Here is a 23,897-nt window from a genome sequence, read left to right as displayed (position 1 = left end):
GGACAGTCATGTGGACGGCTGCGCACTCTGCGGTGATGTCCATGCCTCCCTCATTGAGATCCGAGGGCTGCTCGGCGCCCTGCCAGAACCACAGCCCATGCCCGACGATGTCGCCGACCGCATCGACGCCGCGCTCGCCGCCGAGGCTCTCCGCACCACGGCACCCGCCGACGCGGCACATGTTTCACGTGAAACAGAACACTCCGTGGCGCAGAAGCCGGGCACGGAGCCCACCGGCCCCTCGAACCGCCCTGCGGGGCATTCAAGGGCAGCGACCGGCCCTGGACGCCGGCCGGCCGGCCGTCGCCGCCGCGCAGCCGTCCTCGGCACCGCCCTCGGTGCAGCCGTGGTCGGTGTGAGCGTTTTCATGCTGCAGAGCCTTCAGCCGTCCCAGGAGGCTGCCAGCCTCAAGGCGGCGGACCGAAGCTCCGACTCCGCAGCAAAGAGCGCGGGGGGCTTTTCGGAATCCACGCTCGAAGACCAGGTGCACACGCTGCTTGCGAGTGCCGCCACGAAGCCCTCGACTTCGAACAGTGCTGACACGGAAAAGAAGGCGCCATCCGTCGAGGAGCAGTCGACGCCGAAGAGCGACTCCCCGGAGTCCGAGTCGCCTCGCACGCCGTTGCGCGCGCCCACCGTGTCCGTCCCGCCCTGTGTGGAGCAGGGCATCGGGCGGAAGACCGCGGCCCTCGCCATGGAAGAAGGCAGCTACGAAGGAAAGCATGCCTTCCTGGTCGTGCTGCCGCACCCGTCCGACGCGACGCGTGTCCAGGCGTATGTCATCGACGCGGCCTGCGTCGATGAGAGGCCCGCTGCCAAGGGGAAACTGCTGCTGACCCGCGCCTACACGCGCCCTTGAGAATCCCGCCGTACGCCGCCCGGCACGGCGGGAATGCATCCCCCGTAGGATCCGTTGGGTGGGGTGAGAGTCGTTGAACCGGCCCCAGTAGGCGTGGACAGTAGGCAGTCTGCAGAGACGAGGAAGAAACCCGTGAGCGACGTCCGTAACGTGATCATCATCGGCTCCGGCCCCGCGGGCTACACGGCCGCCCTTTACACCGCACGCGCCTCCCTGAAGCCGCTGGTGTTCGAGGGCGCCGTCACCGCCGGTGGCGCGCTGATGAACACCACCGACGTGGAGAACTTCCCGGGCTTCCAGGACGGGATCATGGGCCCCGAGCTCATGGACAACATGCGCGCCCAGGCGGAGCGCTTCGGCGCCGAGCTCGTCCCCGACGATGTCGTCTCCGTGGACCTCACCGGAGACATCAAGACGGTGACCGACACGGCCGGGACGGTGCACCGCGCCAAGGCCGTGATCGTGACGACCGGCTCCCAGCACCGCAAGCTCGGCCTGCCCAACGAGGACGCGCTCTCCGGTCGAGGCGTCTCCTGGTGTGCCACCTGTGACGGCTTCTTCTTCAAGGACCAGGACATCGCCGTGATCGGCGGTGGTGACACCGCGATGGAGGAGGCGACCTTCCTCTCCCGCTTCGCCAAGTCGGTCACCATCGTCCACCGCCGTGACTCGCTGCGGGCCTCCAAGGCCATGCAGGACCGCGCCTTCGCCGACCCGAAGATCAAGTTCGCCTGGGACAGCGAGGTTGCCGAGGTCCACGGCGAGCAGAAGCTGTCCGGTCTGACCCTGCGGAACACCAAGACCGGCGAGACATCCGAGCTCGCGGTGACCGGCCTGTTCATCGCTGTGGGCCACGACCCGCGCACCGAGCTCTTCAAGGGCCAGCTCGACCTCGACGACGAGGGCTACCTCAAGGTCGACGCCCCCTCGACACGCACCAACCTGACCGGTGTCTTCGGCGCCGGTGACGTAGTCGACCACACCTACCGGCAGGCCATCACCGCTGCCGGCACGGGCTGCTCGGCCGCTCTCGACGCCGAGCGCTTCCTCGCTGCGCTCGCCGACGACGAGAAGGCCGCTGCGGCCACCGTCTGATCCACGACTCTCCCACCCCACACCCCAAGTAGTTAAGGAGGCCGCCGTGGCCGGCGCCCTGAAGAACGTGACCGACGACTCCTTCGACGAGGTCGTCCTGAAGAGCGAGAAGCCCGTACTGGTGGACTTCTGGGCCGCTTGGTGCGGTCCCTGCCGCCAGATCGCGCCGTCGCTGGAGGCCATCGCCGCCGAGCACGGCGACCAGATCGAGATCGTCAAGCTCAACATCGACGAGAACCCGGCCACAGCCGCCAAATACGGCGTCATGTCCATCCCGACCCTGAACGTCTACCAGGGCGGCGAGGTCGCCAAGACCATCGTCGGCGCCAAGCCGAAGGCCGCAATCCTCCGCGACCTCGAAGGCTTCATCGGCGAGTAGGACCGCGGTCCTCTGTTTCACGTGAAACGGGTCCATCCCTCGGGGGGATGGACCCGTTTCACGTTTGTCCTTCGGTCACAGCGGCCGCAGCGCCGGTTCCTTCTGGACGGCACCCAGCAACCGGTCCAGCGCCAGCTCAACGTCTTCCTTCCAGGAAAGCGTCGTACGCAGCTCCAGTCTCAGCCGCGGATAAGCGTGATGCGGCCGTACAGTCTTGAAGCCCACTGCCAGCAGATGATCCGCGGGCAGCACACAGGCGGGTTTCTTCCACCGGGCATCCCCGAAGGCCTCGATCGCCTTGAATCCCCGACGCAGGAGATCCTTGGCGACGGTCTGCACCATGACCCGCCCCAGACCCTGCCCCTGGTAGCCCGGCATGATCCAGGCAGTCATCAGCTGCACGGCATCGGAAGAGACGGGACTGGTCGGAAAAGCCGTCGAGCGCGGCACATAGGCCGGTGGTGCATAGAGAACGAACCCCACCGGCACATCGTCGACATAGACGACGCGACCGCAGGAGCCCCATTCCAGCAGAACGGCCGAGATCCAGGCCTCTTTCTCCAGCTCGGGCCTTCCTGCCTTTACCGCAGCGTCCCCGCTGACCGGATCAAGCTCCCAGAAGACACACGAGCGGCAGCGTCTGGGGAGATCGGAAAGGTTGTCCAGTGTGAGCGGTACGAGCCGACGCCCCATGAAGGCTGTTCCTCGCTTCCTTCGCCCGCCGCATCGCGTACGGCAGTCAGTGCACTCCGTTCGAGGAGCAGGCTGCCGAAGAACCCTCCGACAGCCCCCAGGCCCAGCCCTGCTGTCACCAGTCGGCTGCGGCTCACTGATCGCATGGCCCTCCCTCCGCCGAGTCGACTCAAGCCGGATGTGCCATACCAGAACGCATCGTATCCACCCAGAGATGAAGCGGACACCGAGAGAAAGCAAAGGGCGGGCCGTGTTCCGGTATGCACCCGGACACAGCCCGCCCCTCAGCCCATCCGGCAGAGGTCAGCCCTCGTCACTGTCAGCGGGATCGTCGGACGGTCCCTGATCCAGCACCCGCCCCTCACCCGGTGCCAGGCTGCCGAGGATGCGGTCCAGATCCTCCATCGACGCAAACTCGACGACGATCTTTCCCTTCTTCTGTCCGAGGTCGACCTTCACCCGGGTCTCGAAGCGATCCGACAGTCGGGAGGCGAGATCAGTCAGCGCGGGCGACACCCGGCCACCGGCTCGGGGCCCCTTGGACTTGGTGGGACTCGTGGACCTGGACCCCATGAGGGTCACGATCTCTTCGACAGCCCGCACCGACAGCCCTTCGGCCACGATGCGATGCGCCAGCCTGTCCTGCTCCTCCGAGTCGTCCACGGACAGCAACGCCCGCGCATGACCGGCCGACAGAACCCCCGCCGCAACCCTGCGCTGAACCGGGGGCGACAGCCTCAGCAGACGCAGCGTGTTGGACACCTGAGGGCGCGAACGCCCGATCCTGTCGGCCAGCTGGTCATGCGTGCACTTGAAGTCCTTGAGCAGCTGATCGTACGCAGCCGCTTCCTCCAAGGGGTTCAACTGAGCCCGGTGAAGATTCTCCAGGAGCGCGTCCAGAAGAAGCTTCTCGTCGTCCGTGTCCCGGACGATGGCCGGGATCCGTTCCAGACCTGCCTCCCGGCAGGCCCTCCAGCGACGCTCACCCATGATGAGCTCATAGCGATCCGAACCCGTCTTCCGCACAACGACGGGCTGGAGAAGACCCACCTCCTTGATGGAGGTCACCAGCTCGGCAAGTGCGTCCTCGTCGAACACCTCACGGGGCTGACGCGGATTCGGGGTGATGGAGCCGAGCGGAACCTCGGCAAAGTACGCACCGGCAGCTCCTGCCACGCCGGCCTCGGGTGCCCCAACCGACGCACTCGGCTCCGGCGCAACCGGCATGGACGCGAGAGTGGTCACCTTCGCAGCGGCCACCCCCCGCTCTGCCGTCAGGACAGGACCCACCCCAGGAGACACTGAACCCGCCCCCGTGGACGGCACCTGCTTCTCCTGGGGAGCGGCGGGGATCAGGGCACCCAGCCCACGCCCCAACCCTCTTCGACGCTCGCTCACTGAATCCCCTCCGAAATGCTCTGCTGGCTGTTCCCAGTGCCCGTGTGGGCATGCTGGGCCTCGTACTGCACACCGACACCTCGCAGGGCGATCTCACGCGCCGCTTCAAGGTACGAGAGCGACCCGCTCGAACCCGGGTCATAGGTCAGCACGGTCTGCCCATAGCTCGGTGCCTCCGAGATCCGTACCGACCGCGGAATGCTCGTCCGCAGCACCTCCTTGCCGAAGTGGCTGCGCACCTCCTCCGCAACCTGCGAAGCGAGCCTGGTCCGGCCGTCATACATGGTGAGCAGGATCGTCGACACATGCAGGGCGGGGTTGAGATGACCCCGCACCAGGTCCACATTGCGCAGCAACTGCCCCAGCCCTTCCAGGGCGTAGTACTCGCACTGGATGGGAATCAGTACCTCGGCACCGGCGACCATGGCATTGACCGTCAGCAGACCGAGAGACGGCGGACAGTCGATCAGGATGTAGTCCAGCGGCTGCTCGTACGCCTGGATCGCCCGCTGCAGTCGACTCTCCCGCGCCACCAGCGACACCAGCTCGATCTCCGCACCGGCGAGATCGATGGTGGCGGGGGCGCAGAAGAGGCCTTCGACGTCCGGGACAGGCTGGACCACCTCGGAGAGCGGCCTGCTCTCCACCAGGACGTCATAGATGGAGGGGACTTCGGCATGGTGATCGATGCCCAGAGCCGTAGAGGCATTGCCCTGCGGGTCAAGATCGACCACCAGAACGCGTGCACCGTGGAGCGCGAGCGAGGCGGCAAGGTTGACCGTCGTGGTCGTCTTGCCCACCCCACCCTTCTGATTGGCCACCACCATGACGCGCGTCCGGTCAGGACGAGGCAGGCCCTCGCCGGCGCGGCCAAGGGCCTCGACCGCCAGCTGGGCCGCGCGACCGATGGGTGTGTCGTCCATCGGCGGCGGTGTTTCACGTGAAACACCCTCCCCCGCCGATTCGGTTCGGGGACCGGGGACCGGATCGGTCATCGGTCCCGCAATGTTGGCGTCGGACCGCAAGGATTCACTCTCCTCGACTTCAGGCTCGCAATGAACAGAGCCTGCCATGCTTTCGGGGTCGTGAACCAGCGAGGCCCGCTCTTCTGTGGATGAATCCACTTCTGTGGACAACTCCGTAGCCCTATCGGGCCCGCGATACCGCGGCGCGGCAGCCGCACGACCGCGGCTGATGATCCCATGCAGCAGAGAGCGACGTTTCACGTGAAACACGATGCCCCTGCAGCGTAGCTACAGGGGCACGACACTCCGCACGGGGCACGTAAGGCTACTTGCCGGGATCATTACCAACAGACGACACAAACCATACGTAGTGGTTGAGTCCACAGCGTGACCCAGCGGGTCAGCGGCGCCGCCGCGTACGGCTCGTCCTCGCGGCCTTGGCCCGCTTCGCGGCGAACCTCACACCACCCGGGCTCTCGCCGACCACCACGCGCACCACCGTGGACATCGGATCGACGATGCCCTCTCCGACATGCAGCACCTCGGTCTCCACCACACCGAGCTTGCTCAGGGCCGCACGCGCCCCGGCGATCTCCTCCTCGGCCGTATCCCCCTTGAGCGCCAACATCTCCCCGTACGGACGCAGCAGCGGAACGCCCCAGCCGGCCAGCCGGTCGAGCGGCGCCACGGCCCGAGCCGTCACCACGTGAACCGGCTGAAGCGTTCCCAGGACCTCCTCGGCCCGGCCACGCACGACCGTCACATGGTCCAGCCCCAACAGTTCGACGACCTCCTGGAGGAAGTTCGTCCGACGGAGCAGGGGCTCCAACAAAGTGATCTTGAGATCCGGACGCACCAGCGCCAAGGGGATACCCGGTAGACCCGCCCCCGAGCCCACATCGCAGACCGTGACCCCTTCGGGCACGACTTCGGAAAGCACCGCGCAGTTCAGCAGATGCCGCTCCCACAGGCGCGGCACCTCACGCGGGCCGATCAGCCCGCGCTTCACCCCGGCATCCGCCAGCAGTTCCGCGTACCGGACAGCCTCCGGGAAGAAATCGCCGAAAACCACCCGCGCCCCTTCGGGCGCCTGGGGAAGCTCTACTTCCGCCGTCACGGGAACCGTCCTTCCATACCGCACTACCGCACTGTGGGCGGCTGACTATCAGGCTGATAAAGATCGGCCCCGCCTGCGAACAGACGGGGCCGACAGAACAAGGGTCCGGTCAGGCCGGGAGAACGACGACGAAGCGCTGCGGCTCCTCGCCCTCGGACTCGCTGCGCAGACCGGCGGCCGCGACCGCATCGTGCACGACCTTGCGCTCGAACGGCGTCATCGGGTCCAGCTTCACCGGCTCACCGGTGCTCTTGACCTCATCAGCGGCCTTGGCGCCCAGCTCGGCGAGCTCGGCCCGCTTCTTGGCCCGGAAGCCCGCGATGTCCAGCATCAGCCGGCTGCGGTCACCGGTCTCCCGGTGCACAGCAAGCCGCGTCAGCTCCTGGAGCGCCTCCAGCACCTCACCGTCGCGGCCCACGAGCTTCTGCAGATCACGTGCCGAATCGCTGATGATCGAAACCGCGGCCCGGTCCGCCTCGACGTCCATGTCGATGTCGCCGTCGAGATCGGCGATGTCGAGCAGGCCCTCAAGATAGTCCGCTGCGATCTCGCCCTCCTGCTCAAGGCGGGTCAAGGTGTCGCTGCCCTCAGCGGCCGTGGAGGTGGTGCCTTCCGTCACGGATGGACTCCTTCTTACTTCTTGGACGGGTGCTTGGGCCGCTGCGGACCCTTGCGCTGTCCGGACTTGGCTTGGCGTGAGGAGCCGGACGCGGACTTGCCCTCCGGCTTGGGCCTGTCGTCCTGCTTCTGCAGGGAGGTCTTGGACCCCGGCTCGGTGGAGCCGGCGTCCTTGGTGCCACCGGTCTGACGCTGGGCCTTGGTCTGGCGCTTGGGCTGCTGACGCCGCCCCGCGGCCCCGCCCTCGGCCTCGGCAAGAGCCGTGTCGCTCTTGATCACCGTGCCGTCCTCCTGGGCGGCAAGGCCCAGCTTGGCCAGCCCCGTGATGAACTTCCGCTCGATGTCATTGCGGTCCGGGCCCTTGGACACGATCCGCTTCACCGTATTGCGCTTGGTCCTGCCACGAACCTCACCGTGAGCGGTGACGCTCTTCAGCAGACGTCCCAGGTACTGGTCCTGCGCCTTGCTGCCCGGCGTCGGGTTCTGGTTGATCACGTACATCTGCTGACCCATGGTCCAGACGTTGGTGGTCAGCCAGTAGACGAGGACACCGACGGGGAAGTTGATGCCCATGACGGCGAAGATCACGGGGAAGATGTACATCAGCATCTTCTGCTGCTGCATGTACGGCGTCTTGACCGTCAGGTCGACGTTCTTCGTCATCAGCTGGCGCTGGGTGAAGAACTGCGACGCCGACATCATCACGATCATGACCGCGGTGACGACCCGGACATCGGTCAGCGAGGCACCGAGCGCGTGGAGCGTCGCTTCGCTGTCCATGAACTTGGCGGCGAGCGGAGCACCGAAGATGTGTGCCTTACGGGCGCTGTCGAGCAGCGGCTGGTCGATGACGCCGATCGTCTTGCCCGAGGCGATGGCCGACAGCACGTGATACAGGGCGAAGAAGAACGGCGACTGCGCCAGGATGGGAAGGCACGAGGAGAGCGGGTTGGTGCCCGTCTCCTTGTACAGCTTCATCATCTCTTCGGACTGACGCTGCTTGTCGCTCTTGTAGCGCTCCTGGATCGCCTTCATCTTCGGCTGGAGCACCTGCATGTTCCGGGTCGACTTGATCTGCTTCACGAAAAGCGGGATCAGGCAGATCCGGATCAGCACCACCAGGGACACGATGGACAGGCCCCAGGCCCAACCCGTGTCATCGCCGAAGATCGCTCCGTACAACGTATGGAACTGGACGATGACCCATGAAACGGGCCAGGTGATAAAGCTGAACAGACTGGCAATCGTGTCCACTAATCAAGCTCCTTGAGCATTGGGCGAAGTCTCTGCGGCCGGGCTCGGGGGTTCGGAATCCGACCCCCGGGGAGGCACATCAGCGGCGGAGTCCCCGCCCTTGCCACCGCGCATGGCATTACGCAGCAGTTCGTGCCAACGCGGACGTTTGCGCGGTGGAACATGGTCCACGCCACCGGGTGACCACGGATTGCACCGAAGGATGCGCCAAGCCGTCAGCGCGGTTCCCTTGATCGCTCCGTGCCGGTCGATCGCCGTATATCCATAGTGGGAACACGACGGGTAGTAACGGCAGACAGGCCCGAGGAGTGGGCTGATCGTCCACTGGTACAGCTTGATAAGAGCCAGCAGCGGGTACTTCATCGCGCGCCACCTCCCAGCAGCCGCTGCAGAGCGGCGTCCAGGTCTCGGGCCAGCTGTTCATGGTCGGCGTCGCCCGCTCCGGGCAACGCTCGTACGACAACCAGGCTACCGGGGGGCAGCAGGGCCAGCCGTTCGCGGACCAGGTGGCGAAGCCTGCGCTTCACCGCTGTGCGCACAACCGCTCCACCCACGGATTTGCTGACAACGAAACCCGCACGCGGCGGGGGAGCGTTCTCCCCAGTCACGTGCGGGTCCGTTGCACCGCTGCGTAGATGAACGACGAGTAGCGGGCGGCCGGCCCGGCGTCCTCGACGTACTGCGGTCGCGAAGTCCTCGCGCCGCCTCAGCCGATTCTCGGTAGGCAGCACGTCATGACCTGTAAGCGATCAGGCGGACAGGTTGGCGCGACCCTTGCCACGGCGGGACGCGAGGATCGCGCGGCCGGCTCGGGTACGCATACGCAGCCGGAAGCCGTGGGTCTTCGCGCGACGACGGTTGTTCGGCTGGAAGGTGCGCTTGCTCACTCGGGGGCTCCAGAAATGACTCGTGTGTTGGCGGGACATCGCCTGGCTGTCACCGTGCGCCCACGAGGAACTCGCGTAAACGCTCTAGTGCACCGCTTCACAATCACAGATCGTGATCTTTGCCCATCGGAGGCAGGCGGCAGCAGCCATCGACAACTCGACCTGGTCACGGTACGCGCGGCTACGCCATCCGGTCAAACCGGCCCCGCGGCACCCCGCACTGTGCACAGCCTGTGGACAACGACTTGAACCACGCGGGTCGGCCTGACTACCGTGGCTGAACTCCGGTTCTTTTTCTTCCTGCCTGCCGGTCCTCACCCATCCCGACCCATCCCGTCCCGAGAACCACACATTCGTGGGACCAGCGAGAGAGCGTGCCTTGTGGCTGATGTACCTGCCGATCTTGCCGCAGTGTGGCCACGCGTGCTGGAGCAACTCCTCGGAGAGGGCCAGCAGGCCATCGAGCCGAAGGACAAACAGTGGATCGAGCGCTGCCAGCCGCTCGCACTGGTCGCCGACACGGCGCTGCTCGCCGTACCCAATGAATGGGGCAAGCGCGTCCTGGAGGGCCGGCTCGCGCCGCTCATCAGCGAGACGCTGAGCCGGGAGTGCGGCCGCCCGATCCGCATCGCGATCACCGTCGACGACTCCGCGGGCGAGCCTCCGAGCCCGCCCGCGCCTCCGATGCATCAGTCCCAGCGGCCCCAGCAGCACCGCTATCCGGGACCGCAGCACGACGAGCGTCAGCACAACGACGCGTACGACGGATACGGGCACCGGCCCTCGGACGACGGCTTGCCGACCGCGCGTCCCGCCTACCCCGACTACCAGCAGCAGCGCCCCGACCCCGGTGCGTGGCCGCGCACCCAGGAGGACCTCTCCTGGCAGCAGCCGCGGCTCGGTGGATTCCAGGACCGCGACACCTCCGCGGAGCAGTGGCGCGAGTCGTACGCCGGCGGCCGTCCCCAGCAGCCGCAGCACGACTACCGGCCGCAGCCGCCCGAGCGCCAGGGCTACGAACAGCAGCGCCCCGAGCACCACGACATGCAGGAGCCGCAGCACCGGCAGGGCGGCGCGGGCACCGGCCGGCCCGGCGGCGGCACCGGGCCGACGGGCGCACAGCCCGCCCCCGCACCCGGCCCCGGTGAGCCCGCGGCACGGCTGAATCCGAAGTACCTCTTCGACACCTTCGTCATCGGTGCGTCCAACCGGTTCGCGCACGCCGCGGCGGTCGCGGTGGCCGAGGCACCCGCGAAGGCGTACAACCCGCTCTTCATCTATGGGGAGTCCGGACTCGGCAAGACCCATCTGCTGCACGCCATCGGGCACTACGCCCGCAGCCTCTACCCGGGCACGCGGGTGCGGTACGTGAGCTCCGAGGAGTTCACCAACGAGTTCATCAACTCGATCCGCGACGGCAAGGGCGACACCTTCCGCAAGCGCTACCGCGACGTGGACATCCTGCTCGTCGACGACATCCAGTTCCTGGCGAGCAAGGAATCGACGCAGGAGGAGTTCTTCCACACCTTCAATACGCTCCACAACGCGAACAAGCAGATCGTGCTGTCCTCCGACCGGCCGCCCAAGCAGCTGGTGACACTGGAGGACCGGTTGCGGAACCGTTTCGAGTGGGGTCTGACCACCGATGTGCAGCCGCCGGAGCTGGAGACGCGGATCGCGATCCTCCGCAAGAAGGCGGTACAGGAACAGCTCAACGCCCCGCCGGAGGTCCTGGAGTTCATCGCGTCCCGAATCTCCCGGAACATCAGGGAGTTGGAGGGAGCCCTGATCCGGGTCACGGCCTTCGCCAGCCTCAACCGTCAGCCGGTGGACCTCGGGCTGACCGAGCATGTGCTGAAGGACCTGATTCCGGGGGGCGAGGACTCGGCTCCGGAGATCACGGCGACGGCCATCATGGCGGCGACCGCGGACTACTTCGGTCTGACGGTGGACGACCTCTGCGGAACCTCGCGCAGCCGTGTGCTGGTGACGGCCCGCCAGATCGCCATGTACCTCTGCCGGGAGCTCACCGATCTCTCACTGCCCAAGATCGGGGCACAGTTCGGCGGTCGCGACCATACGACGGTGATGCACGCGGACCGGAAGATCCGTGCGTTGATGGCGGAGCGACGCTCCATCTACAACCAGGTCACCGAGCTCACCAACCGCATCAAGAACGGCTGACGACCAGCCGTACACGCTCCGTACGCGCCACAGGGGCGCTCGGAGATCCCTCACAGGGCTCTCCGAGCGCCCCTCCGCGTTGTCCGGCTCCTGTCCGGAGCCAGCCCGGAGCCAGCCTGTCCGAAGCCCGTCCGGAGCTTTCCTGGAACTTCCCGGGCGGCTCCGGGGCTTCTCGAGCTCTCCCTGAGCCGTCTGGGATCCGCCCCTGGGGACCATGGGACGCCACCGCGGAACCCGCGCGAAGGCCCTCTCGGCACCTCAGGCCGCTTCCTGAGCCCTCCCGAGCCCCGAAAACGCCCTCCGGAGCTCCCCGAACCTCGCCGTCGGCCCCCTCCGAAGCCCGTTCCCGGGCCTCCGGCACGGTCGCGGTGTTCGAATACCTGCCGTCGACCGTCCGTTCTCCACAGATCTGGGGAGAATCCCCCCTCCACAGCCTGGGGATTCGGAAGTTGTCCATATTGCTTCCACAGGGGCGACTGTCGATACTCCATCAGGCCAGGTCAAGGGCTTGGGGATTTGTGGCCAACAGTGATCCACAGGCTGTGGACAACATCTTCGTCCACAAGGAGCCGATGATGTTGTCCACCGGCAGCCCACAGCTCGGCCCGTGTTGTCCCCAGCTTGGTTGGGCTTCTCCACACCTCTGTCCACTGTTCGGCAACGCAACACCGCCTTTCACTGCCCAGAGTGAAAGGCGTCACATCAAGAAGGTCGGTTGGGCTGTGGGGAACCTGGGTAAAGCTGGGGACAGCCCTGGGGAGAAACCCCCCTGCCCTGTGCACCGGGTGTGCAGAACTTTCGCGTGTCCACAGAACCACCGGGTTGTCCACCGGTGCCACCCACAGGGTCGGTGGACAAAAAACCGCGCCTGACCTGGGAAAACGACGTTATCCACGGTTTCCACAGGCCCTACTACTACTGCCACCTAGAGTTAGCCCGGAATCCGCTTCGAAGTGGGGCCTGTGCACAACTCGGCGCCGGAGCGCTCCGACGCTCTTGTCGCGACTTGACCCCGAGCAGCACCGAGTGTCGGTGCCGTACGTCAGACTGGTCCCCGGCGTCCTCCCGCTCTCATCGGCGGGGCGACCCGATCAGACGACGAAGGCCAGCAGGGCGAGCGAGCAACAGCAGGAGGCGGTTCCGGTGAAGATCCGGGTGGAGCGCGATGTACTCGCGGAGGCTGTGGCCTGGGTGGCCCGTAGCCTCCCGGCCCGTCCGCCGGCGCCCGTTCTCGCGGGCCTTCTGCTGAAGGCTGAGGACGGCGCCCTCAGCTTCTCCAGCTTCGACTACGAGGTCTCGGCCCGGGTCTCGGTGGACGCCGAGGTCGAGGAGGACGGCACGGTGCTGGTCTCCGGCCGGCTGCTCGCCGACATCTGCCGCGCCCTTCCCAACCGCCCGGTGGAGATTTCCACAGACGGTGTACGGGCGACCGTGGTCTGCGGCTCCTCGCGATTCACCCTCCACACCCTTCCTGTGGAGGAGTACCCGGCGCTGCCGGAGATGCCGACCGCGACCGGCACGGTCCCCGGTGAGGTCTTCGCCTCGGCCGCCGCCCAGGTCGCCATCGCAGCGGGCCGCGACGACACGCTGCCGGTCCTGACCGGTGTGCGGATCGAGATCGAGGGCGAGACCGTCACCCTGGCCTCCACCGACCGCTACCGCTTCGCGGTCCGCGAGTTCCTCTGGAAGCCGGAGAACCCGGATGCCTCGGCCGTCGCCCTGGTGCCTGCCAAGACGCTGCTGGACACCGCCAAGGCGCTGACCAGTGGTGACACGGTGACTCTGGCGCTTTCCGGCTCGGGTGCCGGTGAGGGGCTGATCGGTTTCGAGGGCGCGGGCCGGCGTACGACCACGCGACTGCTGGAAGGCGATCTGCCGAAGTACCGCACGCTGTTCCCCACCGAGTTCAACTCGGTCGCGGTCATCGAGACCGCTCCGTTCGTCGAGGCCGTCAAGCGTGTGGCCCTCGTCGCCGAGCGGAACACCCCGGTGCGGCTCAGCTTCGAGCAGGGCGTGCTGATCCTGGAGGCGGGGTCCAGCGACGACGCACAGGCTGTGGAGCGGGTCGACGCGGTGCTGGAGGGCGACGACATCTCGATCGCCTTCAACCCGACCTTCCTGCTGGACGGGCTGAGCGCGATCGACTCCCCGGTCGCCCAGCTCTCGTTCACGACATCCACCAAGCCCGCGCTGCTCAGCGGCCGCCCGGCTGTGGATGCCGAGGCGGACGACACGTACAAGTACCTGATCATGCCGGTGCGTCTCTCCGGCTGATCCGGCCACCGGTCCCGCAACGGCAGGTCCCGACGGGCACGCTCAGCGCCGAGCATGCCCGTCGATCTGTCCCCGGCCGGGCGTAGGCTCGACTGTGGGTACGAATCGGCACAACGCTTAAGGAATCTCTGATGGAGCTCGGTCTCGTCGGCCTCGGCAAGATGGGCGGCAACATGCGCGAGCGCATCCGCCGCGCAGGCCACACCGTCATCGGTTACGACCGCAACCCGGACGTCTCGGATGTCCAGAGCCTCGAAGAGCTTGTGGGCAAGCTGAAGGGCCCCCGGGTCGTCTGGGTGATGGTTCCGGCCGGTGCCCCGACCCAGGCCACCATCGACGAGCTGGCCGGGCTCCTCTCGCCCGGCGACATCGTCGTGGACGGCGGGAATTCCCGCTGGACGGACGACGAGAAGCACGCGGTCGAGCTCGGCATCAAGGGCATCGGCTTCGTGGACTGCGGAGTCTCCGGCGGTGTCTGGGGCCTGGAGAACGGCTACGCGCTGATGTACGGCGGCGACGCCGAGAACGTGGCGAAGGTCCAGCCGGTCTTCGACGCGCTGAAGCCCGAGGGCGACTTCGGCTCCGTCCACGCGGGCAAGGTCGGCGCCGGCCACTTCGCGAAGATGGTCCACAACGGCATCGAGTACGCCATGATGCAGGCCTATGCCGAGGGCTGGGAGCTCCTGGAGAAGGTCGACTCCGTCACCGATGTGCGCGAGGTCTTCCGCTCCTGGCAGGAGGGCACGGTCATCCGTTCCTGGCTGCTCGACCTGGCGGTCAACGCGCTGGACGACGACGAGCACCTCGAGAAGCTCCGTGGTTTCGCCGCCGACTCCGGTGAGGGCCGCTGGACGGTGGAGGCCGCGATCGACAACGCGGTGCCGCTGCCCGCGATCACAGCGTCGCTCTTCGCGCGTTTCGCCTCGCGCCAGGACGACTCCCCGCAGATGAAGATGATCGCCGCGCTGCGCAACCAGTTCGGTGGCCACGCGGTCGAGAACAAGAAGTAGCCGCAACGAGGAGCGGGCCGGGCCGAGGCGTCCGACCCGCACTACGGAGCACGGAGCAGGAAGCCGGGAAGGTCGGCGTACACCCATGCATGTCACGCATCTCTCGCTGGCCGACTTCCGCTCGTACGCCCGGGTCGAGGTACCTCTCGATCCGGGCGTCACCGCTTTCGTGGGGGCCAACGGCCAGGGCAAGACGAATCTGGTGGAGGCCGTCGGCTATCTCGCGACGCTCGGCAGCCACCGGGTGTCCTCCGACGCACCGCTGGTGCGGATGGGCGCGGACCGGGCTGTCGTCCGAGCCGCTGTCACACAGGGCGAGCGTTCGCAGCTGGTCGAGCTGGAGCTCAACCCAGGCAAGGCCAATCGAGCCCGGATCAATAGATCGTCGCAGGTCAGGCCGCGTGATGTGCTGGGGATCGTGCGTACGGTGCTGTTCGCCCCGGAGGACCTGGCGCTGGTCAAGGGGGATCCCGGGGAGCGTCGGCGCTTTCTCGACGAGCTGATCACGGCGCGTTCGCCGCGGATGGCGGGTGTGCGTTCGGACTACGAGCGGGTGCTGAAGCAGCGCAACACCCTGCTGAAGTCGGCGGCGATGGCGCGCAGGCACGGTGGCCGGTCGATGGATCTGTCCACGCTCGATGTGTGGGATCAACATTTGGGCCGGGTCGGTGCGGAGTTGCTGGCGCAGCGCCTGGATCTGATCGCGACTCTCCAGCCGCTGGCCGACAAGGCGTACGCGGATGTGGCGCCGGGGGGTGGTCCGGTGGCGTTGGAGTACCGGAGTTCGGTGGGCGCGGGGGTGGATTCGGCGCATACCCGTGAGGAGCTGTTCGAGCAGCTGATCGCGGCCCTGGCGGAGGTCCGTAAGCAGGAGATCGAGCGGGGTGTGACGTTGGTCGGCCCGCACCGCGACGATCTGTTGCTGGGGCTGCGTGGCATGCCCGCCAAGGGTTATGCGAGCCATGGTGAGTCCTGGTCGTACGCGCTGGCGCTGCGGCTGGCCTCGTACGAGCTGTTGCGCGGCGAGGGCAACGAGCCGGTGCTGGTGCTGGACGACGTCTTCGCCGAGCTGGACGCGCGTCGTCGTGAGCGGTTGGCGGAGTTGGTGGCTCCGGGTGAGCAGGTGCTGGTGACGGCAGCGGTGGACGACGACGTTCCGGGGGTTCTGGCGGGGGCGCGGTATGCGGTGGCCGCAGGTGAGGTGGAGCGGCTGTGAGCGGTCGTGGTGAGGCGTCCGGGGAGCCGGCGCAGGCTCGGCCGGAGGAGGGCAGGCAGCCGGAGCCGTCGGGTGTCGATCTGGCGCGGGTGGCGTTGCGGGCGGCGAAGGAGCAGGCACGGGCGCGTGGAGCTGCCGCGCAGCAGAAGAAGCAGGCCAGACGGGGCGGCGGGCTGCGTTCGGGGGCGCGGGCGGACGGGCGTGATCCGCTGCCGCTGGGGGCGGCGATCAATCGTCTGATCACTGAGCGTGGCTGGGAGACGCCTGCGGCGGTGGGTGGGGTGATGGGGCGCTGGCCTCAGATCGTCGGTGCGGATCTGGCCAATCACTGTGTGCCGTTGCGGTACGACGAGGATCCGGACGAGCGGGTGCTGACGGTGCAGTGCGATTCGACGGCGTGGGCGACGCAGCTGCGGTTGCTGGCGCCTCAGCTGGTGGCCAGGCTGAACGCGGATCTGGGGCAGGGGACGGTCAGGTTGATCAAGGTGTTGGGGCCGGGGGGCCCGCAGCGTCGGTTCGGTCCCTTGCGGGCACCGGGGAGCACGGGGCCCGGCGATACCTACGGCTGAGAGCCTGTCGGGTGGCCTCGGACCGGATGGCGGGCGCGGTCCGGTGCGTGCGGTTTTGAGGCGGAGGGGGGGTCGGATGGGGTCTCCCCTGCTCGAACGCGGCTGAGAGCTCGGGGAAGGAACGTCGGCGACCGACGACGACGCGGGAAGCGTGCGCGCCGGACCGCGCCCGCCCGGTCGGAGGCCACCCGACGGGCTCTGAGGGCGTGAGCTGGGCTTCTTCCCGTTTCTGAGCGCGGTGGGGCGGTGTTCCGGGTGGAGCGCCGACCCTGTCCGGGCTTCTCGGCGGCGCTGTCCGTCGCATCCGAGTCGTGACGGTATGTGGTGGTTGCAACCGGACGGGAGGAGTGGGGCGTCCCTCACGGTAGCGGGAGGTTGACAGGCCGAAGCGCTCAATGCCCGTTTGAACGTCTTGGGGGCCCATCCTGAATATGGGGAGTCGTCAGGCGCTGGTTCAGGGCGGCACATGCGTACTCAGGTACCCGCAAACCCCCATTCGTGTCAGTGCTACCGGTAGACTGGTGGACAATCCCGCATACCTGCGGGAGTCGTCGATACAAGCCGAACGACGCAGCCGCTCCCGTTTGCCCGGAGAACGGCCTGTGCTGTGCCAGAAAGGGCGCTTCGTGGCCGATTCCGGCAACCCCAACGAGAACATTCCGTCCACCCCCGGTGAGAGCGGCGAGGTCATCGCCTCGGGCGAGGCATCGGCGTCGTACGACGCCAGCGCGATCACCGTCCTTGAGGGCCTGGACGCGGTCCGTAAGCGACCTGGCATGTACATCGGCTCGACCGGTGAGCGAGGCCTTCACCACCTCGTGCAAGAGGTTGTCGACAACTCGGTCGACGAGGCGATGGCCGGGCACGCGGACACGATCGACGTCACGATCCTCGCCGACGGCGGGGTCCGCGTGATCGACAACGGCCGGGGTATCCCGGTCGGCATCGTGCCGTCGGAGAAGAAGCCGGCGGTCGAGGTCGTGCTGACCGTCCTGCACGCCGGCGGTAAGTTCGGCGGCGGCGGTTATGCCGTCTCCGGTGGCCTGCACGGTGTCGGTGTCTCCGTGGTGAACGCGCTGTCCTCGCGTCTCTCCGTCGAGGTCCGGACGGACGGATACCGCTGGACCCAGGACTACAAGCTCGGTGTGCCCACCGCTCCGCTGGCCCGCAACGAGGCCACCGACGAGACAGGGACGTCCGTCACCTTCTGGGCCGACGGGGACATCTTCGAGACGACCGAGTACTCCTTCGAGACCTTGTCGCGCCGCTTCCAGGAGATGGCGTTCCTCAACAAGGGCCTGACCATCAAGCTCACCGACGAGCGCGAGTCGGCGAAGGCGACGCTGGGTGCCGAAGTCGCCGAGGTGGCCGAGGGCGCCGAGGCGGAGCAGGCCCGCACGGTCACGTACCACTACGAGGGCGGCATCGTCGACTTCGTGAAGTACCTGAACTCCCGCAAGGGCGATGTCATCCACCAGTCGGTGATCGACATCGAGGCCGAGGACAAGGAGCGCCTCCTCTCGGCCGAGATCGCCATGCAGTGGAACACGCAGTACAGCGAGGGTGTGTACTCCTTCGCGAACACGATCCACACGCACGAGGGCGGTACGCACGAGGAAGGCTTCCGTGCGGCGCTGACCACGCTGGTCAACAAGTACGCCCGTGAGAAGAAGCTGCTGCGCGAGAAGGACGACAACCTCACCGGTGACGACATCCGTGAGGGTCTGACGGCCATCATCTCGGTGAAGCTGGGCGAGCCGCAGTTCGAGGGGCAGACGAAGACCAAGCTGGGCAACACGGAGGCGAAGACCTTCGTCCAGAAGGTCGTCCACGAGCAGCTCACGGACTGGTTCGACCGCAACCCCAATGAGGCGGCCGACATCATCCGCAAGGGGATCGCGGCGGCCACGGCCCGTGTCGCGGCCCGCAAGGCGCGCGATCTGACCCGTCGCAAGGGGCTCCTGGAGAGCGCCTCGCTGCCGGGCAAGCTGAGCGACTGCCAGTCCAACGACCCGACGAAGTGCGAGATCTTCATCGTCGAGGGTGACTCCGCCGGTGGTTCGGCGAAGTCCGGCCGCAACCCGATGTACCAGGCGATCCTGCCCATCCGGGGCAAGATCCTGAACGTCGAGAAGGCCCGTGTCGACAAGATCCTGCAGAACACCGAGGTCCAGGCGCTGATCTCGGCCTTCGGTACCGGGGTCCACGAGGACTTCGACATCGAGAAGCTCCGCTATCACAAGATCATTCTGATGGCGGACGCCGATGTCGACGGTCAGCACATCAACACCCTGCTGCTGACGTTCCTCTTCCGCTTCATGCGTCCGCTGGTCGAGGCCGGGCACGTCTACCTCTCCCGCCCGCCGCTCTACAAGATCAAGTGGGGCCGCGACGACTTCGAGTACGCGTACTCGGACCGTGAGCGCGACGCTCTGGTCGAGCTGGGCAAGCAGAACGGCAAGCGCATCAAGGAAGACTCGATCCAGCGCTTCAAGGGCCTCGGCGAGATGAACGCCGAGGAGCTGCGCGTCACCACGATGGACGTCGACCACCGGGTCCTCGGCCAGGTCACGCTGGACGACGCGGCGCAGGCCGACGACCTCTTCTCGGTGCTGATGGGCGAGGACGTCGAGGCGCGGCGCTCGTTCATCCAGCGCAACGCCAAGGACGTCCGCTTCCTCGACATCTGAGTCGGCCGCACCAGCAAGCCGCCGCTCGAAAGGACTTTGACCAGCAATGGCCGACGAGAACACCCCTGTGACACCTGAAGAGGAGCCCACCACCGCCGGTGTGGGCATGCGTGTCGAGCCCGTGGGGCTCGAAACGGAGATGCAGCGCTCCTACCTCGACTACGCGATGTCCGTGATCGTCTCGCGTGCGCTGCCGGACGTACGGGACGGTCTCAAGCCCGTGCACCGCCGGGTGCTGTACGCGATGTACGACGGCGGCTACCGGCCCGAGAAGGGCTTCTACAAGTGCGCCCGTGTCGTCGGGGACGTCATGGGTACGTACCACCCGCACGGCGACTCGTCGATCTACGACGCACTGGTGCGACTGGCGCAGCCGTGGTCGATGCGCATGCCGCTGGTGGACTCCAACGGCAACTTCGGTTCTCCGGGCAACGACCCGGCCGCGGCCATGCGCTACACCGAGTGCAAGATGATGCCGCTGTCCATGGAGATGGTCCGGGACATCGACGAGGAGACCGTCGACTTCCAGGACAACTACGACGGCCGCAACCAGGAGCCGACGGTTCTGCCGGCGCGCTTCCCGAACCTGCTGGTCAATGGTTCGGCGGGGATCGCGGTCGGCATGGCGACCAACATCCCGCCGCACAACCTGCGTGAGGTCGCGGCCGGCGCCCAGTGGTACCTGGAGCACCCGGAGGCCTCGCAGGAGGAGCTCCTGGACGCGCTGATCGAGCGGATCAAGGGGCCGGACTTCCCGACGGGCGCGCTCGTCGTGGGCCGCAAGGGCATCGAGGAGGCGTACCGCACCGGCCGCGGCTCGATCACGATGCGCGCGGTCGTCGCGGTCGAGGAGATCCAGAACCGGCAGTGCCTGGTCGTGACGGAGCTTCCGTACCAGACCAACCCGGACAACCTCGCGCAGAAGATCGCCGACCTGGTGAAGGACGGCAAGATCGGCGGGATCGCGGACGTCCGTGACGAGACCTCGTCGCGGACGGGCCAGCGTCTGGTCGTCGTGCTGAAGCGGGACGCGGTCGCCAAGGTCGTGCTGAACAACCTGTACAAGCACACCGACCTGCAGACCAACTTCGGCGCCAACATGCTGGCGCTGGTCGACGGTGTGCCGCGCACCCTCTCCATCGACGCGTTCATCCGCCACTGGGTGACGCACCAGATCGAGGTCATCGTCCGCCGTACGAGGTTCCGTCTGCGCAAGGCGGAGGAGCGGGCCCACATCCTGCGTGGTCTGCTCAAGGCGCTGGACGCGATCGACGAGGTCATCGCCCTCATCCGGCGCAGCCAGACGGTCGAGGTGGCGCGTGAGGGCCTGATGGGCCTGCTGGAGATCGACGACATCCAGGCGAACGCGATCCTGGAGATGCAGCTGCGCCGGCTGGCGGCGCTGGAGCACCAGAAGATCACGGCCGAGCACGACGAGCTCCAGGCGAAGATCAACGAGTACAACGCGATCCTGGTGTCGCCGGAGCGCCAGCGGCAGATCGTCAGTGAGGAACTGGGTGCGATCGTCGAGAAGTTCGGCGACGACCGGCGTTCCAAGCTGGTGCCCTTCGACGGTGACATGTCCATCGAGGACCTGATCGCCGAGGAGGACATCGTCGTCACGATCTCGCGCGGCGGTTATGTGAAGCGTACGAAGACGGACGACTACCGCTCGCAGAAGCGTGGCGGCAAGGGCGTGCGGGGCACGAAGCTCAAGGAAGACGACATCGTCGACCACTTCTTCGTGTCGACGACGCACCACTGGCTGCTGTTCTTCACGAACAAGGGCCGGGTGTACCGGGCGAAGGCGTACGAGCTCCCGGACGCCGGCCGTGACGCCCGTGGCCAGCACGTCGCCAACCTGCTGGCCTTCCAGCCGGACGAGCGGATCGCGCAGATCCTGGCGATCCGTGACTACGAGGCCGCGCCGTATCTGATCCTGGCCACGAAGGGCGGTCTGGTGAAGAAGACCGCGCTGAAGGACTACGACTCACCTCGGTCCGGTGGCGTCATCGCCATCAACCTCCGGGAGATGGACCACGGCGCCGAGGGCACGGCCGACGAGCTGATCGGCGCGGAGCTGGTGTCGGCCGAGGACGATCTGCTGCTCATCAGCAAGAAGGCGCAGTCGATCAGGTTCACTGCGACGGACGATGCGCTGCGCCCGATGGGTCGTGCCACTTCGGGCGTGAAGGGCATGAGTTTCCGCGAAGGCGACGAACTGCTCTCGATGAATGTTGTCCGGCCGGGTACGTTCGTGTTCACTGCCACCGACGGTGGTTACGCGAAGCGGACCGCCGTCGACGAGTACCGCGTTCAGGGTCGTGGCGGCCTGGGCATCAAGGCCGCCAAGATCGTGGAGGACCGGGGCTCGCTGGTCGGCGCGCTGGTGGTCGAGGAGTCGGACGAGATCCTCGCCATCACGCTCGGCGGTGGTGTGATTCGTACGCGAGTCAATGAAGTCAGGGAGACGGGCCGTGACACCATGGGCGTCCAACTGATCAATCTGGGCAAGCGCGATGCCGTCGTCGGCATCGCCCGCAACGCCGAAGCCGGCCGTGAGGCCGAAGAGGTCGAGGGGTCCGAGGACGCCGAGGCCGCGACGGCGGGGGCTGCCGAGAGCACGGTCGAGGGCAATGTCGAAGGCACGTCGCCTTCGGCCGGGGAGCACGAGGAGTAGAGCGTGAGTGGAGCCACGGGCGCCGGTTCGGCCGCTTCCGGAGCTGGAGCGAACGGTGCCCGTGGCCCTGCCACGGACTCCCAAGGGGGCACTGTGACGGACACCCGGGGGCCTCAGCCCCAGTACGAGGGTTACGCGACCGGGCCGTTGCCCGGTGAGCGGGAGCCCGCACCGGGGCAGGCGAGCGGGCCGTACCACCCGCCGCAGGCGTATCCCACGCCCGCGGGCGGGACCCAGGGCGGCCGGACGCGCGGCGCGCAGGGCGCCGGCGCCGCGCAGGCGGCCCGGCTGCCGCGGACGGGGGCGCGGACGACTCCGCGTACCCGCAAGGCGCGTCTGCGGGTGGCCAAGGCCGATCCGTGGTCGGTGATGAAGGTGAGCTTCCTGCTCTCCATCGCGCTCGGCATCTGCACGGTGGTGGCGGCCGCGGTGCTGTGGATGGTGATGGACGCGATGGGCGTCTTCACCACCGTGGGCGGCACGATCAGCGAGGCCACCGGCTCGAACGAGAACAACGGCTTCGACCTTCAGTCGTTCCTGTCGCTTCCGAGGGTGCTCATCTTCACCTCGGTCATCGCGGTGATCGACGTGGTGCTGGCGACCGCGCTGGCGACGCTGGGCTCCTTCATCTACAACCTGTCGGCGGGTTTCGTGGGCGGCGTCGAGCTCACCCTGGCCGAGGACGAGTAGGGCTCGGAGTATCGATTTTGGGACTGGCCCCGACGTGCGCTAATCTTCAGAAGTCAGCGCGCAGCGCGGCGGGGCTATAGCTCAGTTGGTTAGAGCGCATCCCTGATAAGGATGAGGCCACAGGTTCAAATCCTGTTAGCCCCACCAGCACGAAGGCCCCTCACCGGAAACGGTGAGGGGCCTTCGGCGTCTGCCCCCGGCATCAGCCGATCAACGGATCTTCCAGCAGCTCCACGAGCATCGCCATGGCTTCCCGCTCCCCGTCGCCCACCGCGCGGGTCAGGAAGGCCGGCAGGGCGCCGCAGGTGTGCCTAGCGAGCCGCACTGTGATCCGACGGCCCCGGAGCGCTTCCCGAGGCGGTCGAAGGTCCGGGAGAAGCCCACGGGATCGATCGGGCCGCCGTGCTTCGGAGGAGAAGGTCAGATCTTGGTCCGGCTCCTGGGGACACCCGGTCCCCACGGTCCTTCGCTCCGGGTCTTGCAGCTCCCGGCGCTCCTGTGGGGCGCGGGCGCAGAACTCGGGCAGTGGCGGCACGGCATTTCACCGACCGTCGCCGTCATCGGAGTTGGGCTCCTGGCCATCGGCCACGTCGGTGTCGCGGGCACGTGATCGGTCAGCCGCAGAGCCCGTTCTCGGAGAATGCCGAGAGGGGCGATCGGCGATGACATCAGTGGCTGACGCCTGCGGCGCCGCACATCCGCGATCCTGGGCGGTCTGGCACGGCCGGTGAATCCGTGGCCGGGCGTGGTGCACCCCGTGCCACTGGAGCACGAGCGCGCCCGGCGCCGTGCTGGGACGAGCGGGGCAGGGTGCGGCGGGAGCGTACGAAGAAGCCCCCGTCCGGTGTGAACCGGCCCGGGGGCGCTGTGCGTCGATTGCGCCGCTCTCACGGCGGCAGGAGGGACACGTCCCCCGCTGGGGCCCCGTGGGTGGCGCGGGCGGCGCTTCTGATGTCCATGGCGTCCGTCGTGTCCGTGGACAGCTGCCGGGCGGCGGGCGAGGAGCCGTGTGCCTCGGCCCGGATGCGCTGCTTCATCGTGGGTGGCAGCGCCCGGTCACGCGGAAGGGTCCATCGCACCGACGGGGTGGTCGCGGTTGCCGCGGTCGCACCCGTGTGCTTCTGGTTCGTGGTCGTCGGCTCCGGGGCGCTCTGCTCCGTGGCCGCCGCCGGGCTGCTCATGAGCCCCAGTGCGGCGAGGAGGGCGAAGAAGGCGGTGACGAAGGCGGTCCAGATGCTCTTGGGCTTGAAGGTGCTCATGGCCCCTCGCTTTCGGGTGGTCCGGTTTGCTTACCTTTCCGATGATGTGGATGTCGCTCG

At 67.3% G+C, this 23,897-nt stretch carries 23 protein-coding genes and 1 tRNA gene; 13 read left to right on the top strand and 11 right to left on the bottom strand.

Annotated elements, in window-relative coordinates; genetic code table 11:
• Nucleotides 1-97: 97 nt before the first annotated feature.
• The 3 genes from ACIQCZ_RS18095 (at nt 98) to trxA (ending at nt 2,333) form a co-directional block, all read left to right on the top strand.
• Nucleotides 98-859, top strand: coding sequence for a hypothetical protein (locus ACIQCZ_RS18095; protein WP_402283317.1), 762 nt, complete (start codon nt 98-100; stop codon nt 857-859).
• Between the two features lie 132 nt (nt 860-991).
• On the top strand, nt 992-1,954 hold the full coding sequence (gene trxB / locus ACIQCZ_RS18090; protein ID WP_402283315.1) for a thioredoxin-disulfide reductase: 963 nt from the start codon (nt 992-994) through the stop codon (nt 1,952-1,954).
• A 46-nt stretch (nt 1,955-2,000) separates the two neighbouring features.
• The gene (trxA, locus tag ACIQCZ_RS18085) at nt 2,001-2,333 is read left to right on the top strand and encodes a thioredoxin (RefSeq protein WP_351072285.1); all 333 of its coding nucleotides are present in this window, start codon (nt 2,001-2,003) and stop codon (nt 2,331-2,333) included.
• Nucleotides 2,334-2,408: 75 nt separating this feature from the next.
• Here trxA and ACIQCZ_RS18080 read toward each other — a convergent pair whose 3' ends face one another.
• From ACIQCZ_RS18080 to rpmH, 9 genes are all read right to left on the bottom strand, one after another.
• A complete protein-coding gene (locus ACIQCZ_RS18080; RefSeq protein ID WP_402283313.1) occupies nt 2,409-3,026 on the bottom strand; it encodes a GNAT family N-acetyltransferase in 618 nt (205 codons plus the stop codon).
• A 303-nt stretch (nt 3,027-3,329) separates the two neighbouring features.
• On the bottom strand, nt 3,330-4,424 hold the full coding sequence (locus ACIQCZ_RS18075) for a ParB/RepB/Spo0J family partition protein (protein ID WP_402283311.1): 1,095 nt from the start codon (nt 4,422-4,424) through the stop codon (nt 3,330-3,332).
• The gene (locus tag ACIQCZ_RS18070; RefSeq protein WP_376283908.1) at nt 4,421-5,497 is read right to left on the bottom strand and encodes a ParA family protein; all 1,077 of its coding nucleotides are present in this window, start codon (nt 5,495-5,497) and stop codon (nt 4,421-4,423) included. Before ACIQCZ_RS18070 ends, ACIQCZ_RS18075 begins: the two co-directional genes overlap by 4 nt.
• Nucleotides 5,498-5,789: 292 nt before the next feature.
• Nucleotides 5,790-6,506 carry a 16S rRNA (guanine(527)-N(7))-methyltransferase RsmG gene (gene rsmG / locus ACIQCZ_RS18065; protein WP_402283310.1) on the bottom strand — a complete coding sequence of 239 codons (717 nt, stop codon included), beginning with the start codon at nt 6,504-6,506 and terminating at the stop codon, nt 5,790-5,792.
• A 109-nt stretch (nt 6,507-6,615) separates the two neighbouring features.
• Nucleotides 6,616-7,125 carry a R3H domain-containing nucleic acid-binding protein gene (locus tag ACIQCZ_RS18060; protein ID WP_114245516.1) on the bottom strand — a complete coding sequence of 170 codons (510 nt, stop codon included), beginning with the start codon at nt 7,123-7,125 and terminating at the stop codon, nt 6,616-6,618.
• A gap of 14 nt (nt 7,126-7,139) precedes the next feature.
• Nucleotides 7,140-8,378, bottom strand: coding sequence for a membrane protein insertase YidC (gene yidC / locus ACIQCZ_RS18055; RefSeq protein WP_402283309.1), 1,239 nt, complete (start codon nt 8,376-8,378; stop codon nt 7,140-7,142).
• A gap of 3 nt (nt 8,379-8,381) precedes the next feature.
• Nucleotides 8,382-8,741 (bottom strand): membrane protein insertion efficiency factor YidD, encoded by a 360-nt coding sequence (gene yidD / locus ACIQCZ_RS18050; protein ID WP_402283308.1) that lies wholly within the window; start codon nt 8,739-8,741, stop codon nt 8,382-8,384.
• Nucleotides 8,738-9,109, bottom strand: coding sequence for a ribonuclease P protein component (gene rnpA, locus ACIQCZ_RS18045; RefSeq protein WP_351072269.1), 372 nt, complete (start codon nt 9,107-9,109; stop codon nt 8,738-8,740). Before rnpA ends, yidD begins: the two co-directional genes overlap by 4 nt.
• An 18-nt stretch (nt 9,110-9,127) precedes the next feature.
• Entirely contained in the window at nt 9,128-9,265 is a 138-nt protein-coding gene (gene rpmH, locus ACIQCZ_RS18040) for a 50S ribosomal protein L34 (RefSeq protein WP_030930485.1), read from the bottom strand.
• Between the two features lie 381 nt (nt 9,266-9,646).
• Here rpmH and dnaA point away from each other — a divergent pair, with 381 nt between their 5' ends.
• From dnaA to ACIQCZ_RS17995, 9 genes are all read left to right on the top strand, one after another.
• Nucleotides 9,647-11,449: a chromosomal replication initiator protein DnaA gene (dnaA, locus tag ACIQCZ_RS18035; protein WP_402283306.1), complete on the top strand. Its 1,803-nt coding sequence runs from the start codon at nt 9,647-9,649 to the stop codon at nt 11,447-11,449.
• A gap of 1,143 nt (nt 11,450-12,592) precedes the next feature.
• Complete coding sequence (dnaN, locus tag ACIQCZ_RS18030; RefSeq protein WP_351072338.1) at nt 12,593-13,723, top strand: DNA polymerase III subunit beta; 1,131 nt, start codon at nt 12,593-12,595, stop codon at nt 13,721-13,723.
• Between the two features lie 131 nt (nt 13,724-13,854).
• Complete coding sequence (gene gnd, locus ACIQCZ_RS18025) at nt 13,855-14,733, top strand: phosphogluconate dehydrogenase (NAD(+)-dependent, decarboxylating) (protein WP_402283304.1); 879 nt, start codon at nt 13,855-13,857, stop codon at nt 14,731-14,733.
• An 85-nt stretch (nt 14,734-14,818) separates the two neighbouring features.
• On the top strand, nt 14,819-15,949 hold the full coding sequence (gene recF, locus ACIQCZ_RS18020) for a DNA replication/repair protein RecF (RefSeq protein WP_402283302.1): 1,131 nt from the start codon (nt 14,819-14,821) through the stop codon (nt 15,947-15,949).
• Nucleotides 15,946-16,518, top strand: coding sequence for a DUF721 domain-containing protein (locus ACIQCZ_RS18015; RefSeq protein WP_376276626.1), 573 nt, complete (start codon nt 15,946-15,948; stop codon nt 16,516-16,518). The genes recF and ACIQCZ_RS18015 overlap by 4 nt, the downstream gene beginning before the upstream one ends.
• 602 nt (nt 16,519-17,120) lie before the next feature.
• Nucleotides 17,121-19,208 carry a DNA topoisomerase (ATP-hydrolyzing) subunit B gene (gene gyrB, locus ACIQCZ_RS18010; RefSeq protein WP_402283301.1) on the top strand — a complete coding sequence of 696 codons (2,088 nt, stop codon included), beginning with the start codon at nt 17,121-17,123 and terminating at the stop codon, nt 19,206-19,208.
• Nucleotides 19,209-19,254: 46 nt separating this feature from the next.
• Complete coding sequence (gene gyrA / locus ACIQCZ_RS18005) at nt 19,255-21,888, top strand: DNA gyrase subunit A (RefSeq protein WP_402283300.1); 2,634 nt, start codon at nt 19,255-19,257, stop codon at nt 21,886-21,888.
• Between the two features lie 93 nt (nt 21,889-21,981).
• A complete protein-coding gene (locus ACIQCZ_RS18000; protein WP_402283299.1) occupies nt 21,982-22,578 on the top strand; it encodes a DUF3566 domain-containing protein in 597 nt (198 codons plus the stop codon).
• Nucleotides 22,579-22,648: 70 nt separating this feature from the next.
• Nucleotides 22,649-22,725, top strand: a tRNA-Ile gene (locus ACIQCZ_RS17995).
• A gap of 55 nt (nt 22,726-22,780) precedes the next feature.
• On the opposite strand, the gene ACIQCZ_RS17990 is transcribed toward ACIQCZ_RS17995, so the two are convergent.
• Entirely contained in the window at nt 22,781-22,903 is a 123-nt protein-coding gene (locus tag ACIQCZ_RS17990; protein WP_402283298.1) for a hypothetical protein, read from the bottom strand.
• A 153-nt stretch (nt 22,904-23,056) separates the two neighbouring features.
• On the opposite strand from ACIQCZ_RS17990, the gene ACIQCZ_RS17985 reads away from it, so the two are divergent.
• Nucleotides 23,057-23,188, top strand: coding sequence for a hypothetical protein (locus tag ACIQCZ_RS17985; protein WP_402283297.1), 132 nt, complete (start codon nt 23,057-23,059; stop codon nt 23,186-23,188).
• A gap of 277 nt (nt 23,189-23,465) precedes the next feature.
• Here ACIQCZ_RS17985 and ACIQCZ_RS17980 read toward each other — a convergent pair whose 3' ends face one another.
• The gene (locus ACIQCZ_RS17980; protein ID WP_402283296.1) at nt 23,466-23,837 is read right to left on the bottom strand and encodes a DUF6344 domain-containing protein; all 372 of its coding nucleotides are present in this window, start codon (nt 23,835-23,837) and stop codon (nt 23,466-23,468) included.
• Between the last annotated feature and the right edge of the window lie 60 nt (nt 23,838-23,897).

The sequence above is a fragment of the Streptomyces sp. NPDC093149 genome, from assembly GCF_044754145.1.
Classification (GTDB): Bacteria; Actinomycetota; Actinomycetes; order Streptomycetales; family Streptomycetaceae; genus Streptomyces.
This window is presented reverse-complemented; position numbering and strand designations above follow the sequence as displayed.

What these genes read in the sequence shown, in the direction of transcription:
- ACIQCZ_RS18095 (WP_402283317.1), top strand. Translation starts at nt 98, where the DNA reads ATGCCCGACGATGTCGCCGACCGCATCGACGCCGCGCTCGCCGCCGAG.
- ACIQCZ_RS18080 (WP_402283313.1), bottom strand. Translation starts at nt 3,026, where the DNA reads ATGGGGCGTCGGCTCGTACCGCTCACACTGGACAACCTTTCCGATCTC.
- ACIQCZ_RS18070 (WP_376283908.1), bottom strand. Translation starts at nt 5,497, where the DNA reads ATGGCAGGCTCTGTTCATTGCGAGCCTGAAGTCGAGGAGAGTGAATCC.
- yidD (WP_402283308.1), bottom strand. Translation starts at nt 8,741, where the DNA reads ATGAAGTACCCGCTGCTGGCTCTTATCAAGCTGTACCAGTGGACGATC.
- gnd (WP_402283304.1), top strand. Translation starts at nt 13,855, where the DNA reads ATGGAGCTCGGTCTCGTCGGCCTCGGCAAGATGGGCGGCAACATGCGC.
- recF (WP_402283302.1), top strand. Translation starts at nt 14,819, where the DNA reads ATGCATGTCACGCATCTCTCGCTGGCCGACTTCCGCTCGTACGCCCGG.
- gyrA (WP_402283300.1), top strand. Translation starts at nt 19,255, where the DNA reads ATGGCCGACGAGAACACCCCTGTGACACCTGAAGAGGAGCCCACCACC.
- ACIQCZ_RS17980 (WP_402283296.1), bottom strand. Translation starts at nt 23,837, where the DNA reads ATGAGCACCTTCAAGCCCAAGAGCATCTGGACCGCCTTCGTCACCGCC.